The 15,393-nt window shown below is 55.8% G+C and carries 15 protein-coding genes; all 15 read right to left on the bottom strand.

Annotated features, from left to right (window positions below):
• Positions 1–43 precede the first annotated feature (43 nt).
• The 15 genes from U9R25_16445 to U9R25_16375 all read right to left on the bottom strand — a co-directional run bounded on the left by U9R25_16445 (position 44) and on the right by U9R25_16375 (position 15,233).
• Positions 44–1,201, bottom strand: a complete 1,158-nt coding sequence (locus U9R25_16445) for a UxaA family hydrolase (protein MEA3337490.1) — start codon at positions 1,199–1,201, stop codon at positions 44–46.
• Positions 1,194–1,493, bottom strand: a complete 300-nt coding sequence (locus U9R25_16440) for a UxaA family hydrolase (GenBank protein ID MEA3337489.1) — start codon at positions 1,491–1,493, stop codon at positions 1,194–1,196. The genes U9R25_16445 and U9R25_16440 overlap by 8 nt, the downstream gene beginning before the upstream one ends.
• 156 nt (positions 1,494–1,649) lie before the next feature.
• Positions 1,650–2,819, bottom strand: coding sequence for a putative sulfate exporter family transporter (locus U9R25_16435; GenBank protein ID MEA3337488.1), 1,170 nt, complete (start codon positions 2,817–2,819; stop codon positions 1,650–1,652).
• Positions 2,820–2,833: 14 nt separating this feature from the next.
• On the bottom strand, positions 2,834–3,073 hold the full coding sequence (locus U9R25_16430; protein MEA3337487.1) for a MoaD/ThiS family protein: 240 nt from the start codon (positions 3,071–3,073) through the stop codon (positions 2,834–2,836).
• Between the two features lie 2 nt (positions 3,074–3,075).
• Positions 3,076–4,797 carry an aldehyde ferredoxin oxidoreductase C-terminal domain-containing protein gene (locus tag U9R25_16425; GenBank protein MEA3337486.1) on the bottom strand — a complete coding sequence of 574 codons (1,722 nt, stop codon included), beginning with the start codon at positions 4,795–4,797 and terminating at the stop codon, positions 3,076–3,078.
• A gap of 224 nt (positions 4,798–5,021) precedes the next feature.
• Positions 5,022–5,630 (bottom strand): aminotransferase class I/II-fold pyridoxal phosphate-dependent enzyme, encoded by a 609-nt coding sequence (locus U9R25_16420; protein MEA3337485.1) that lies wholly within the window; start codon positions 5,628–5,630, stop codon positions 5,022–5,024.
• Positions 5,631–5,655: 25 nt separating this feature from the next.
• Entirely contained in the window at positions 5,656–6,501 is an 846-nt protein-coding gene (locus U9R25_16415) for a hypothetical protein (protein ID MEA3337484.1), read from the bottom strand.
• 29 nt (positions 6,502–6,530) lie between these two features.
• Positions 6,531–7,415, bottom strand: a complete 885-nt coding sequence (locus U9R25_16410; GenBank protein MEA3337483.1) for a carbohydrate ABC transporter permease — start codon at positions 7,413–7,415, stop codon at positions 6,531–6,533.
• An 18-nt stretch (positions 7,416–7,433) separates the two neighbouring features.
• Positions 7,434–8,372, bottom strand: coding sequence for a sugar ABC transporter permease (locus U9R25_16405; GenBank protein ID MEA3337482.1), 939 nt, complete (start codon positions 8,370–8,372; stop codon positions 7,434–7,436).
• A gap of 95 nt (positions 8,373–8,467) precedes the next feature.
• Positions 8,468–9,838 (bottom strand): extracellular solute-binding protein, encoded by a 1,371-nt coding sequence (locus tag U9R25_16400; GenBank protein MEA3337481.1) that lies wholly within the window; start codon positions 9,836–9,838, stop codon positions 8,468–8,470.
• 129 nt (positions 9,839–9,967) lie between these two features.
• Positions 9,968–10,984, bottom strand: coding sequence for a Gfo/Idh/MocA family oxidoreductase (locus U9R25_16395; GenBank protein MEA3337480.1), 1,017 nt, complete (start codon positions 10,982–10,984; stop codon positions 9,968–9,970).
• A gap of 117 nt (positions 10,985–11,101) precedes the next feature.
• On the bottom strand, positions 11,102–12,145 hold the full coding sequence (locus U9R25_16390; GenBank protein MEA3337479.1) for a deoxyribose-phosphate aldolase: 1,044 nt from the start codon (positions 12,143–12,145) through the stop codon (positions 11,102–11,104).
• A gap of 149 nt (positions 12,146–12,294) precedes the next feature.
• Positions 12,295–13,524, bottom strand: coding sequence for a 6-phosphofructokinase (locus U9R25_16385; GenBank protein MEA3337478.1), 1,230 nt, complete (start codon positions 13,522–13,524; stop codon positions 12,295–12,297).
• A 14-nt stretch (positions 13,525–13,538) separates the two neighbouring features.
• The gene (locus tag U9R25_16380; GenBank protein ID MEA3337477.1) at positions 13,539–14,396 is read right to left on the bottom strand and encodes a glucosamine-6-phosphate isomerase; all 858 of its coding nucleotides are present in this window, start codon (positions 14,394–14,396) and stop codon (positions 13,539–13,541) included.
• 75 nt (positions 14,397–14,471) lie between these two features.
• On the bottom strand, positions 14,472–15,233 hold the full coding sequence (locus U9R25_16375) for a DeoR/GlpR family DNA-binding transcription regulator (protein MEA3337476.1): 762 nt from the start codon (positions 15,231–15,233) through the stop codon (positions 14,472–14,474).
• Positions 15,234–15,393 lie beyond the last annotated feature (160 nt).

Here is a 15,393-nt window from a genome sequence, read left to right as displayed (position 1 = left end):
CGGGCATGGCAGCTGGCTGTCCGAAATGTAGGTACAGAGATGTTTATGCGCTGCGATACAGTTTGGTAATTACAAATTCCTCGTGGCGCAGCGCCTCGGCGGCAGTCAAACGACCATTGACGTTGCGGGCCATCATGATCATTGTCTTGTCGGCGGCTTCATCCAAAGTCATTTCCAGCCGAAGCAGATCGGTGATGTCAACATCAATGTGTTCTGACATTGTGCTGACCGTTAACGGATTGGCCGAAATCTTCATCACCGGGATGATGGGGTTGCCGATGATGTTGCCCTGGCCTGTGGTGAAAAGGTGGAGCACCGACCCGCCCGCTGCGCATAGCGTCACCATTTCGGCGGCAGCGCTGGAGCTGTCCATAAAGTGCAGACCGGGAACTTGTGGCTCTTCGGCCGGCTTGAGCACTGACACTACCTTATTGCGGCCCATCTTCTCCACGTTGCCCAGAGCTTTTTCTTCGATGGTGGTCAAGCCACCGCGAATGTTACCTCTGGTCGGTTGGGAGCCCATCAGATTGGCCCCGGTACCAATGACAAAATCCTGGTAATCCTGAAAGGTTTTCATAAATGCATCAGCCACTTCCTGGTTGATGCATTGGTCTTCAATTATATCCTCGGCTCCTGTCACCTCGGTCGTTTCCCCAAAGATGGCAGTGGCTCCGGCATCGATCATCCGCTCCAGCACGCGGCCAACGGTGGGGTTGGAGGCCAACCCCAGGGTGGTGTCCGACTCTCCGCACTTGGCACTGACCCACAGTTCGCCCAGTTCGATAGGCTCGCGTTGCAGTTCACTGGCGTTCTGGGTCAATTCTTTGGCCTTTCGGGCGGCCATCTCGATGGTTTTCAGGTCGCCGTAGCGCTCAATGCTGAAGGCGGCCACTGGTTTGCCGGTTTCGGCGATGCCGCTGGCAATGCGCTCGGTCCAACCTGGTTCAATGCCAATGACGATAGCAGCGGCGATGTTGGGATTGCGACCCGTGCCAATGAGTGTATCAAAGGTCAATTCCAGGTCTTCGCCAAATTGCAGGCGGCCATAGGGGTGGGTGAGAGCATAGGTTCCCCGGACGAGGGAGGCTACACCTTCGGCGGCAGCGTTGGAGATGTCATCTACCGGGATAATCAGTACATAGTTGCGAACACCAACGCGCCCGTTTTCGCGCCGGTAGCCGGTTAATTGTAGATTATTCATCGATACTTGTCTCCCATCGAATACTCACGACATTTTGAGTGTGAACGTGCGCGCCTTTAGCAACATCCTTTCGCGTGCGACCAATGGCCCGGCCATATTTGATCACATCTTCACCTTCGCTCATGTCGCGCAAGGCGATTTTGTGCCCCAGGGGAATATCTTCCGTAGCTTTGACCACACCGAAATCTTCCCCGTCCAGGGCTACTACTTTTACCTCGTCGCCCGATGTCACGTCTTCAATGACAACCGCAACATCATCGCCCGACTCGTGCATCAACGCACCATGTGCCATAATCTGCAAACCTCCTCGTGTCAATATTGTTGTACTGAATTGATGCGCATTGCGTGCTGCATACTTCTGAAAACTTGCGACACGCAATTCTGGTTGAAATACTTCGCTACAGACCAAAAACTGCCTTTGCGCTTCTTATTCCTCCTTTGCTTTCCGTCAAACCACTACAAAGGCGCCGAGCAACCAGATTGCGGTCAGGCTGATAACCCCTACCGCCAGCGCGGCCCCCAGACCAACCACAAATGGCTTGATGCCCAACCCTTTGAGGATCTTGAAATTGGTACTCAATCCTACGCCGGCCAGGGCGATGACCATAAAGTTGACGGCCCAATCCTTGATGAAGCTATGAATGCTTTGCCAGGTGTCGGCATCCCACAGACCAAAGGCATAGCCACCTGAATCCACGCCGGCGTCCCCAATAGAACGGATAACAGCAAAGCCCAGAAAGCCCAGTATGAAGGTGGGGAACAGTTCGGTGAAGCTGACATCTTTCTTTTCCGAACCGGCAGTTTTGCGGGTGTAATGCAGCGCCATCACCGGAATGACGGCGGCCATGAACACGTTGCGCACCAGTTTGGTGATGGTAGCCACGTCAAGGGCGAGCGGCTGAGAGAAGATGTCAGCGTAGACCAACCCGGCTCCGGCGACCTGAGCAGTTTCGTGGATAGAAGTGCCCATGAACAGACCGGACTTCACCGCGTCGCCGCCAAAAATGCTGTGGGCAAGATAAGGATAAGTAAGCATTGCTACCAGCCCAAAAGTGGTAATGACAGCTATGGCGTAAGCCACCTCCTCGTCCTCGGCATCGATGGCCGGAGCTGCGGCCACAATAGCCGTGACGCCGCAGATAGAGGTACCCACGGCAATCAAGGTACCGACGCGGTCCGGCAGTTTGAGCCAGCTATTCAGTCGAGTCGTCAGCAGCAGCGCCCCCGCAATACAGAGCAGCACAATGGGAATGCCCAGAACGCCGAGCTTGAACACACTCATTACGCTCAGACGGATGCCCAGCATGATGATGCCCAGACGCAGCACTTTTTTCATGGCAAATGTCAGGCCTGGTTTCAGAACGGCGGGCAGGGATACCAGATTGCCAATCAGCATCCCCAGTAAAATAGCCATCGTCACCGCCGAAATGGGAGACTTCCTGAAGCCCATCAGCGCAGTGCCTGTATATTCACTCAGCCAGACGCTCACCCAGGCCAGCAGCGCGGCAGCCAACAGGCCGGGGATTAACCGAAGGATGAACTTGAGATTGGCTTGAAAGGGGCCGGTGTTGCACTGTTTCCCATTTGAAGATTGGGCATCATTCCCGGTGTCTGTCATAAACCGATCTCGATCTATCCGCCGGAAATCGGCGGAAATATCTGAACTGCATCGCCATCATGTAAAGCGTGTTCGGGGTCGATCCGCTGTTGGCCAAGCAGCACCAGCAAATGTTCCGGCGCTAAGCCAATTTCCAGCGTCTTCAGAAGCGAGGCCACCGTGGCCCCTTCATCCAGTTCAACTGTTACCCGATTTTGATACCCATCGGATACGGGCCGGCGTAAGGTGGCGTGCAGCCGGGCAGTTACCTTCATCTTCAACTGAACACCTTGTCGAACAGACTATCCAGGTCCTCATCAGGCACATCGAACACGGCGTTGGTGGGCGGCAGCGGCTCCTGCGTCATCCATTCCGGCAGGCGGTCATCGGCGGCGGTGAAACCGGCGGCCTTATTGAACTCGCGCTCCAGCTTGAGCGTCTGGCGGCCCAACGTTTGCAGCGGCGTGTCGCCCAGATCGATGCCGTGCTGCCCTTTGACCAGATCGCGGATGGTTTCTGGCGGAGCGGCTGAAAAGCCGAAGCCGCTGAAGATGCACGCGCCCAGCGTATCGAAGCCAGCCATGTTGAGCTGTCCGGCGATCGAGGCTTCAACCTGCCCCTCGGTGGGGTTGAGGTGATCCACGTTGGCCCGGATAGTCAACCCGCAGGTGTGGTCGGCACCCTGCGGCGAGGTGGCATAGGTGATACCTGTGCCTTTGATGGCCCGCGGATCGTAGGCGGAAATGGCCTGGTTTTTTACCACCGGCACACGCTGCACGCCGTACACTTTACCCACCATCCCAGCCCCCTGGCCCAGGATTCGACCCAACGGCGTGCCTTTGCCTATTTCCTTGACCAATTCCAGCGCCCGCGCGGCGTCGCCGAATTCCATCAACCCGGCATCGGCGGCCACGCCCAATGCAGCCCCAACCTCGATAGTGTCAACGCCCACATCGTTCATTTCACGGTTGAGCTCGGCGATGGCGTCCAGGCTGTCGATGCCCAGATTACTGCCGGCCATGCCGATGGTTTCGTACTCCAGCGGGGAGACGATTTTTTTGCCTTGCGCATCGGGGAAGCAGTTGGAGCTGCGAATAACGCAGCCTGGCATGCAGGCGTGGCTGGTGTCGCCGTCGCCGCCGCGCGCCAAAATGATATCGCGCATGGCGTCGCCGTTGATCTTTTCCAGATGCTCAAACTTGCCCTCGGAGAAGTTGCGTACCGGCACTGCGCCAAAGCCCTGGGCCAGTTCGGCCACGGCCACCGTGCCGTAATCGGTATACACCTTGGTTTGCGGGTGAGCCAGCAGTGATTTCATGTAGCGTCGTTTGGCATCCTTGTAAAGGTCCGGGTCTGCCAGCGGTGGGACTTTGAGCCCATCGGCATCGAACACAATAGCTTTGAGCCGCTTTGAGCCCATCACCGCGCCTAAACCGCCGCGGGCGGCAATGCGGGTGGGGAAGCCCTCTTGGTCCAGATTCTGAATGCCCGCCGAGGCCATCAGCATTTCTCCGGCCGGACCGATCAGCGAGATGGCAACTTTTTCGCCATACTTCTCGCGCAACATGGCTGCGGAGTCGTCGATGCCCAGCCCGGCCAGATCATCAGCAGGATCAAAGCGACCGCCGTCTTTGTTAAGATACAGCGTCCACCAGCCGTCACCAGCGGGAGCGCCCTCGATGATAAGGGCTTTGATGCCCAAATGTACCAGCTTGAGACCGGTGGTGCCGCCGGCGTTGGCCTCCTTTACGCCGCCGGTCAACGGGCTTTTGCCGCCCACCGAAATCCGGTCACAGCTTGAGAGCATCTGCCCTACCAGCAGCCCCGGCGCGAACAATAGTTTATTGAACGGACCCAGCGGCTCGCACGTCGGCGGGATTTCATCGAGCAGAATGCGCGGAATGAGCGCCCGGCCGGCCAACCCCCGCCAGCTTTCGGGAACAGCTTCGATGCTGATAATTCGCGTGTTCACGTTTACCCGCCAAATAGCTTCGGTCATAGTCATAGATGTGCTCCTCCATCATTCGTAAGGAATCTTTTCCAAAAAGCTCTGGAATCTACCCAGCCAAGTATCCATCAAAAGCACGCAACAACGCCACTGCCCTGTCGCGGAGCCTTTCGTACCCACTGGCGGCGATCATGAAGTTCATATAGAATTTGTACGCCAGATCCACTTCGTACCCACCTTCTTCATAAATCTCGCGGAAGGGCAGATATCCCAGATCACCGTTGGCATACCCAACAATATAGGTCTGTGGTCCATGCACGGCGCGTAGTTCGTCGGCCATGCCGCCGGCCCTTGTACTCCGCCCCATGCGCGTGCGCGGCATCCTCGATGACGACCAGGTTATATTTCCGGGCGATGGCCATAATGCGGTCCATGTCGGCGGCCTGCCCCGCAAAGTGCACAGGAATGATCGCACGTGTACGCGACGTAACGGCCGCTTCGATCTTGTCTGGATCCAGGCAGTAAGTGTCGGGGGCAATGTCGACAAAAATCGGGATTCCGTTCGCCTCAACCACCGAGGTTGCAGTCGCGATGAATGTGTAAGGCGGCACGATAACTTCGTCACCTGCCTGGAGTCCAGCGGCCAACAGGGCGATCCGGAGCGCTACCGAACCGTTCATAACGGCGATGCCGTATTCTGCCTCCTGGTACGCGGCAAAATCCTGTTCGAAGGTTGCGACCTGCCGGCCCATATGACGGCCCCACTGACCGCTGCGCAATACCTTGACCAGGGCATGCTCCTCCGCCTCGCCGGAAACCGGCCACGACGGAAATGGGCTCGTCCGAACCCGCGGACCGCCACTCAGAGCAAGTTTAGCAGCCAAAATCGATCTCCTCCTATTCCGTTACCTACTTGCCCGGGTTCTGCAGAATACTAAGTGGAGGCAAGGCAGCAGCCACGGCAGTGATCGTAGCCTTAACATTGGGGTGCAACTGAACCAACGACCCGGGAAAGGATGGAGTCACCGGGCCAAACAGCGCCCGCCGCAGGACCCCGGCATGCCAGGAACGCATGAACGTCAGGTGGATTTGCTCAGGGCTAAGCAGCTCCCTTAGGCCTATGGTACAGCCCTTGGGCGGAATCATTTCGATATTGCCGGCCGTGCCGCCCATAGCCATCTGGATGATGTCGCCCTCCCGGAGTTCGACAATCCGCACGCTGGTATTTTTGAACGTCTCCAGATCCACCTCTTCCGTGGGTGGACTGTTGAAAGCAAAGTGGCCGTTGATACCGAAGCCGCCATAAGCAACGTCGATCGGGCCATATTCCTCCATCTTGCGCCGTACCAGGTCCAAATCGGCCGGATCGGGCAGAATCAATTGCTCTGGAGGTAACTTTTTATCTGCATCCAGAAGGTCGATCAGCTCGTGTTGGTAGAAGGCTCGAAAGCTCAAAGGGTGATCCGCCGGTATGGCTGTATTATCGGCGTAGCAGTACTCGTCCATCGAGAATACCACAAGCGACTCACAGCTTACCCCTTCCTGGTTGCATAGTTCGGCGAAAAGCCTGTAATCCAGCGGCCCCACCGGGAAGATCACCTTGGTCAGTTGGCCTTTGGAACTATTGCTCTTGAGCAAGTCGACCAGCTCGCGGGCGACCAGTTCGCATAGATCCTCAAAGGTCTCCACAAAGTTGAATTCGATGTCGCCGTGCCTGCTGAATTCTTCGGCGGGAATGGCGTAATAGTCTTGCATGGTGTGTTCTCCTTAAAGGAAGTATCTCTTTAGAATTTGAGGGCGCCTTCCATCAACCCTTTGGTGAACCAGCGCTGGAGACCAATGTAGATAAGCAAAGGCGGAATGAAACTGATGAGGACCGCCATCGCAGCCACTGGAAAGGTCCATTCTCCCATTTCGGGGCCAGCTTGCAGTAGCTTGATACCGACCGACATCGGCATCGCTTTCACGGTGCTGGTGAAGGTGAAAGCCCACAGGTACTCACCCCACACTGGGACAAAGGTGAAGATAGCAACCGTGACCACGGCCGGCGTCGACAGAGGGATCATCACCTGCCAATACAAACGAATGCGAGAGCAACCATCGATCATGGCCGCATCCTCCAGATCCTGAGGAATAGCCGCAAACGCGCTGCGCATGATGAAAACGGACAACGACAGAAACCAGGCTGTGTAGGGCAGATACAGGCCGGGCAAGGTGTCTACGAGCTGAAAGTGTTGGAGGATCTCGTAGAGGCCCGGAATGGCCATACTGCGTGGCATAAACATGGAGGCTACGACAGCCCAGAAGAAAATCTCGCGCCCGGGAAAACTCATGCGGGCAAAAGCATAGCCGGCCAGAGATGAAATGATCAACACTAAGATTACGGCCACCCCGGTTATGACAATGCTGTTACGGTACAGGGTCATCAATTGGGGAAGTTCTTCGAAGACCAGCCGGGTATTCTCCAGCGTTAGCGTGCGAGGCAAGAGTTGCATCGGGGTAACGTAGGTTTCCTCGACAGGCCGGAAAGCAATACCTATCAGCCATAAAATAGGACTCAGGCTGAAGATAGCCACCATGACGAGGAAGGCATGCTTGAAGGACTTTCCCATATAGCGACGCAAACGCTCGAACAGGACTCTGTTATCGGCGGGGGGCATACCTGACATTTCACATCCTAAACCATTCTAGGTAAGGTCTTCTTGTCGCATGAACTTCCAGGCCAGGAATGCAGTCAGTGTTGAAAAGAGGCCCAGAATAAGGAACCAGGTGCTACCATAGCCCATACTCCAGTTCCCGTCCCGAAAGCTGATGTAGTAGGCTTGTAGACCGTAAGTCATGGTGCTACGGAGCGGCCCTCCATTGGTCATAACCAAGGGTTCCTCGATCAGGCCCAAAACCTGTAAACGCAGCACCAGGATGATCAGAAAGGTGGGAATTAGAAGAGGAAGCTCTATGAAGCGGATGGTCTGCCATTCGCTGGCACCATCGATGCGGGCCGCCTCCCGCAGTTCATTGGAAATGTTGCTCAACCCCACCAAAAACAGGATCATAGTGACTCCCACAAGACGCCAGACGCTCATCAAAACCAACGAGAGCAGAGCCGTTTCGGGACCTCTCAGCCATCTATCCCACGGCCAGGGGATTCCAAAAACATCCTGGATGAGGGTGTTCATAACCCCCCAGGTAGGGTCGTAGATCCATGTCCAGACAATGAAAATAATCCCGGCCGGCAGGACGACGGGCAGGTAAAAAATGGTCCGGTACACTGTCGCCAGGTGCGCACGCGCCACTCGATCCAGAGCCAAAGCTATTAACAGTGCCAGGAGAGTACTTGAAGGTACGTATAACAGGAAGAACTTCACCGAAACCCCGAAGGTTTCCAGGACTCTGGGATCCTGAGTCCACTCGATGATGTTGGCCAGGCCCACGAAGGAGCGTCGATCTGGGCGCAAAAACTCATAACGCATGAACATGAGTTGGGCCGTGCGCAGAACCGGGTACAGGACAAACACGCAGAAGAAAGCCATCAAGGGTAAGATGAACAAGTATGCTACCCTTGCTTCCCAAACTCGCTCGAGAAAGCTGGGTTGCTTCCGGGCCGGCGGAATAGATGCGTTCTCCATGATGCAGCAGTTAATCCTTAATTGGGGGATACGGGGCGGTCCTTCATCCACCGGGACCGCCCCCATTTCGTCACTGTCGACTTCTCACTCTAACATCAATTGGCCTCGGCCACGCCCTCCTCGATGCGCTGTTTCAGGTTGGCGACCGTATCTTCCGGCGACTGCCCGTCGAGCATCATCTTCTCCAACTCTTCCTGGAAGGCAGGCTGTTCGATGGTCAGGAAGTATGAATTGCTGGGGATGGGCTGCGCCACATCCAGAGGCTCCAGCAAAGACGGCGCCCACTCCGGCAAGACCCCTTCCTCTGCAAACTTTTCACTGATTGACCGGTAGGGAACAATCTTGTAGTTGTCAAGATAGGAGGAACGGACGGCTGTATCGCCCAGCAGCCCCTCTAACATGAAGCGAACTGCTTCCTCCTTGTTCTCGGAATGCGTGGGGATAACCGCCCCGCCAGACCAGAAGATCGTGTTTACGAAATCTCCTTTCGGGAAACTGCCGATCTTTAGGTCGTCCTCAGGTACACCGGCCTGGAGAGCTCGCAGGTGCTGCGTCTGCCAGTACAACTCCATGGCCACTCCACCTGCCTGGAACGCCTTGGAAGACCCCAGGGACTCGATTGCAGTAGCCGGCATGTAGGGATATAGCTGCTGCATAAGCTCCAAAGTCTGAACCGCCCCGTCACCTTCCAGATTGAAGATGCCCGGTTCGACGAAGACATTTTCCGTCATCGTACCCAGCATGGGCAGGAACAGACGATGGGACCAGGACCAATCGCCGCCGATGCAGGCAATCTCGTCACCGTAATGAGCTTCTATCTTCTCGCAGTAGGCCAGCAACTCTTCCCAGGTTTGGGGAGGCTCTTCGGTTCCGACAGCTTCCTTCAACATGGAAGGTCGATAGATGAGACCGAAAACATCGCTCCACCACGGCAAGAGATAGCTCTTGCCATCACCGGTAAACTTGATCTCTTCTCGAACACCGCTATACATATCGTCGAAGAGTTCTTGCGGCAAGAGATCATCCAAAGGCTCGAGAAGACCGAGACTGGCCAGGGTGCCCGGTTCAACAAATGGCGTCGGACCGATGATGATATCCCAGGGTGCTTTCCCTTGCTGAGCCTCCAACTGCATTTTCTGCGTTAGAGGCTGCCAGGCAGCTACCTCGCCCGGAATGGGCAGCACTTCAATTTCCACCTCAGGGTGTGCTTGCTCATAGAGTGCTACTACCTCATCAAAGGGAATGCCTTTGGTCATATAGGCGTAGATGCCCACCCGAAGATGGGATGGCTCTGCCTCCTCAGGTTCAACCGCAGCTTCCTCAGGTTCAACCACAGCTTCCTCAGATTCAACCACAGCACTCTCCGGAGCTGGTGCAGGCGCAGCAACACATGCCGATACGATGAGTATCAGGATGAGGCTCAACAACCCGATTTGAACTACTCGCTTCGAGGGTTTAGGTATCACGATTCTGACTCCTTTTCATATCCTTGGCGGGATTCCAATCAAACGCTTGAATTCGTAAGCGAATTCACACCAGTTGTCTTATACGCACCTCTCTTTCTCGATCTTGCATGGTTGAACAGACCTGTCCCATCAGCTGGAAAGGGGGAGTGGCACAGACCGGCCTTCTTCGGCTGAAAGGTCAACAGCCAGGCAGACCTCATGGGTATTGATGGCATCCTCCAGGTTTGTTTCAGTTTCCAGACCTTTGTCGATACATTCGATGAAATGCTCGAAACCGGGCGAAAATGGATGATCCAATACGGCGCCGCTGTCTGGCAACACCGTCGGAATTGTAGCGAAATCAGTTTGGCCGGGAAAGAGGTGGGAGTACAAACGATTATCGCGCATGGTGCCCCGGTCGCCCATCACCGTGATGTCAAAGGCATACGGCATAACGCATTCCATGGTGGCCGAGATGCGACCAACAGCACCATTGCCAAATCGCACCATGGCGATGGCGGTGGGGGGATAATCGAACCAATCCTTGCCTCCCCGCGCAGTATAGGCCGAGACTTCAACAATGTCTGTCCCGGCCAGCCAGCGGGCGGCATCCACAGCGTGGCAACCGCCCATGAGAAAGACGCTACCGGCCCTCTCCTTCCTGGTCATCCAGTGGCCAGGAACCGCCCGGGGGGTGGCATGCCAGTAGCAGGATTCCACCATGAAGATTTCACCTATCGCTCCCTCGGTAATGAGATTCTTGGCCATTCGTATGGACGGATTCCAGCGCAGGACAAAAGAGATAAGTGTACGTACACCCGCCTCGCGGACGGCGGCCTGCATGGCGCGCAGGTCTGCCAGGTTCAAAGCGACCGGCTTCTCGATCAGGATATGTTTGCCTGCCTGGGCTGCCTGGATAGTCTGAGCAGCATGTAGATGATTCGGAGTGCACAGGACCACAATATCGACCTCATCGTAAGCCAGAAGTTCGTCCAATTCCGTGTAAATCGGGCAGTCCAGCCCTTGTTCGGCTGTCCATGCCCCACCACGTTCCAGGCTGCGCGTGCCCAGGGCAACCATCTCGGCCTGGCTGGTCGCTCGAATGGCCGCCAGATGGCCCTTGGCTACATTTCCTGCTCCTACAATGGCAACACCATAGGTTTTCAATTCTTCCTCCTGTTCTACTATTTTAGCAATGTTCAATCCTGACAGGCAGTCTGGTCTGATTGCGGGACTCCTTGTTTGTCACCTCCTGGATGATACTTTTGGCAGCGAATATCCGCTTTACAGAATGTACTCTGTTAGGAAATCCATTTTTTCGTCCCGGTGAGTCATTGTCACCTGAACCGCATCCTCGGCTGTCAAGCCATCGTGGACAATGCCGTGGATGGCTCGCGCGACAGCTGCAGGGTCATCCCGTACAGGGAAGGTGATGTTTCGCCCCACCAGCGCCCCTCGGACGTTGCCAGAGGTAGTCATTCCGGCAGAAAAATTCTGATACGTCTGGAGCGGGTTATCGCCGGACGGGCCGCCCAGCATCAAGATGGGCATTGTGGTAGCTTGTGTCACCCGTCCGAAGTCCTGGCAATAGGGCAGTTTCATCCAGGTATTTCGCGACGAATCGCCCAGACCGGCAACTATTCCGACCAGTGTGACCAGTTCATCGGCATTGTTCTTGCTAACCCATTTTCCATCGATGTAGTCCATCCGCAGGGGTTCGACAAAGGGTACCAGGTTGTAGTGATTCAGGTCGGTGACGGCCTGGGCGCAGTAGTCAATTGTCCACAAGGTGCGTTCATCATCCGGCACAAAGCGAAACATCATTTTGCCGCCATCCAGGCGGAAACGGGCCATTGACTTGGCTGAGTAGGAGCCGAAGCGATCGTCAATTTCGCCAACTACACCCGCCGCGCCGCCTCGCTGCATACAACCGGTCAGCACCTTTTCATCCAGAAAAGATGGGCCGCCCCCCTGCTGCACCAGATAGTCGAGAATGAACAAGTCCTCAATCATATCCGGCGTACTCATGAAGCCATCGAACTCAGAGGCAATGAGCACCCGCATGATACGTCCCAGATATTGCTGGCGATTGCCCATCCTGAAAGGGTCGCCCCCCAATGCGGTCACCCCCCGGGCCGGATGGTCGGCGGCCAGGATGGCCAGTTTGCCGTCCTTAGTCAGGCGCGGGCGACGCGTCCGGGCCTGAGCCTGCTGTTCGATGATTTCTGGCGCATCTACCCGAATATCGGTAATCTTTTCAAAGATAGCAGTCGGGAAAAACCGCTCCAGATCGAAGGAATAATCGCCAAGCGAGTATTCTGTGGTCATAGTGTCCTATCTCCTCTCAGTCAGTTGATTATTTGGTGCTTTTTTGCATCCCCGAACCCACGGGGAGGCGTGAGGCGCTACTGTAAAAAATCAACCTTTTGTGCCGGCGCCTCGTGGCCCACATATCTACTTGAGAACAGGGTCAACCATCATCCCGCAGAAACTTTCTGTGATACCCGGACTCCTTTCAGCCGGGCCAATGGTGGCAGAGGGCCATCTATTAAAGGTAAGGCGTAGTCCACATATGAACGGGTGACCATATTCCCGGCATCGTTCAGGAATCCCCGCGGCAGAAGTTTTTCAGCGTTGGCTACATCGGCCAGGGGGGCTGTTCCGGTTTCACAGGTATAAGGATCGTCCGATATCCGCTCAAGGGTGACCATCAAACCGCTCCGGCCGGCAGCCAGGTGGGCTACCGCGGCTTTCCCCGCGCGCAAGGCTTCGCGGCGGTCGGTTTCGGCCACACAGGCGCTCATCGCCCGTCCGATGAGCACCGGGCGTAAAAAACGGGCCTGCAATTCGAGCTTTTCACTGACAACATCGGCCAGATAAGCCGCGACGCCCGTTGTCAGGGTATGCAGCACGTGCCCGAAGGCATCGCTGCTGCCGCCCCGAAATTTGTGTTCTCCGACAGGGCGATCATCGCTATCCCGAATTCCCTCACAGACAACCACGAACACCCGTCCCAGCTGGCTATGGAGGCAAGCTACGTCATCGAGAAAGCGAGCTTCGTCGAAGGGTATCTCGGGCACATAAACCAGATGCGGCGCTTCATCCTCCGTTGTCTTGCCAAGCACGGAAGCCGCGGTTAGCCAACCGGCGTTGCGGCCCATGGTTTCCAGGACGATCACATCTTCAAAAGTAGCCATCGACTCCATATCACGCCCTGTATCCCGGGTAGCCAGGGCCAGGAAACGGGCCGCGCTGCCATAGCCGGGACAATGGTCGGTAAGAGCCAGGTCGTTATCCACCGTCTTGGGCACACCCATGACCTGGAGCTCGTAGCCGCTAGACTGCGCCAGCGCCGAGACACGGTGACAGGTATCCATCGAATCGTTGCCGCCAATGTAGACAAAATGGCGCGCGTTGTGGGCACGAAAAAGTTCCAGTATGCGACCATATTCGCCGTCGCTCAGCTTGTGGCGGCAGGATCCCAGGGCCGAGGCGGGGGTTTTAACCAGCCGTTCAACCATCTCCACGGACTCCTGGCTCAGGTCAATCAATTCATCTTTCAACGCGCCCTCGATGCCATGCACCAGGCCATAGACGCCAGTGATATCCGAATGGCGTTTGGCTTCCATAATGACCCCAGCCAGGCTGGCATTGATAACGGGAGTCGGGCCACCTGACTGCCCGACGATAAGCCTACCTTTTAGCATGGTTATGTCCAGGTTCAAGCCGCCACGCCAGAAACAGGTGGCCGGGCTGTCTCTTCAGTCGTGATGACAGTGTAGTCAGAGTGTTGCTGCAGTAAAGTCACAGGGTAATCAACCTGCTCGTCGCCCATCAGGGCAATACGCAATACCGTCCGCTGCCAGGCTCCTCCCTGGCAATAGAGTCGAATACGCCGCGCGGCCAGGATGTCGCGCATTCCCAGGGTAACAGCCATCGGAGGCAGCGCGGCGGGATTGCCGCCTGTGGCCCGAATGCTGTTCATTACAATCGTTTCTGGGGCCAACGGCACGAGGCGGGTCAGGGAGTTTCGGAATTGTTCCAGGGTGAGTTTATACCAGCGCGAAATGGGGGGTTCATTGAAGGCCACGTGGCCGTGATAGCCAATGCCTCCGTAACAGGTGTCGATGCCTCCCACCGCCTCGATTCGCTGGCTGATCCAATCCAGGTTGAGGGGGTCCGGGAAGTGAATCTGATCGTCGGGAAGACGAAGCTCCGGGTCAAGTTGGTCGAACAGCATGCGCCGGATATACCCCTGGAAACTGAGCGGGTGATCTAAAGGCACAGCCCGGCCCTGCCAATCACAATACTCGTCCATGTTAAACGTAAAGACATTCCGCCAATTGATGCTTTCTTCGTTGCAAAGGCGGGCCAGGAGAGGAAATTGGCCGACCGGGCCAACGGGCAGTATCAGACGTGTTGGCCGGCCAGCCACATTATTTGCTTTGATCTCATCGGCGATGTTGCGGGCAAAATGAAAGTACAGAGCATCCAGGTCAGGTAGAATCGTCAGGCAGACTTTGCTCGTGGTGGATAGTTCGGGGACAGGTAGGCTGAGATAGGCTGGTGAATTGTTCATCGCATTGACCTTCAAAACCGATAAAAGCGGTTGTAGGCAACTCGTACACAAAGCAGCAAAAATGCCTTGGTTGATCTATGATCCGGCCACGATTATCTTCACTCCTGCCTCTTTGAACTGAGTTCCGACGCTCTGGGAGACCCGGTCAGTGGTCACAATTGTGTCAACCTTAGAGATAGAAGCTACCCGGGCATAGCTGGCCTTCTTGAACTTCGAACTGTCCGCCAGAACGATCGTGGCGTCCGAGCGCTCCATTATTACACGTGAAGCCGTTGCTTCGTCCTCATCGCGCCCGGTCACGCCGTGCTGAACGGAAAGGCCGTCCGTTCCCAGGAAGAACTTGTCGATGTGTAAACCACTGAGGCTGGGGGCAAGCGCCCGTCCCACCAATTCGAATGACCCCGGATTGAGTCGTCCCCCGGTGAGCCTCACCTGAATCTCAGGCAGGCTTACAAGTTCGATTGCCACGTTCACAGCATTTGTTACAACAGTGATCCCTTCCAGATAACGGACACGTAAGACAAGCTGGGTACAGAGAACACCGCCACTCAAAGCAATTACATCCCCTGGCTGAATGAGCTGAACGGCCCGGTTGGCAATCGACCTCGCTTCTACAGGATCAACCGGCAGCTTATGGGTCGGCAAGAGATCATAGTTAACCGCGGTGGATAGGCAAACACCACCGCGCGTTCGTTTGATCAGGCGATCCTTATCCAGGGCAATCAGAATGCGGCGGATACTGGAAGGAGAAATATCGAGGAGGTCGCTGAGTTCCTGGTTTGAAAGCTCACCATGTCGCTGTAACAGATCCAAGACCTGTTTTTTCCGTTTATTCACAGTCAGCCACTTCTTTAGCACTATCGTTTCGATGCAGTCTGCAATCGGGCAACGGTTTGGCCCGCACGTCTTGCAATACGAAATCCGTTCATTACCTGGCGACCCAAGGGTAAAGAGTGTGCAATTTTCTGCACATATCATATCATTTTCCTGCTCATTT

This window comes from Chloroflexota bacterium (assembly GCA_034717495.1).
In the GTDB taxonomy this organism is placed as follows: Bacteria; Chloroflexota; Anaerolineae; order JAAEKA01; family JAAEKA01; genus JAYELL01.
Note: the sequence above shows the minus strand (reverse complement) of the source record. Positions and strands in the feature narration are given on the sequence as shown.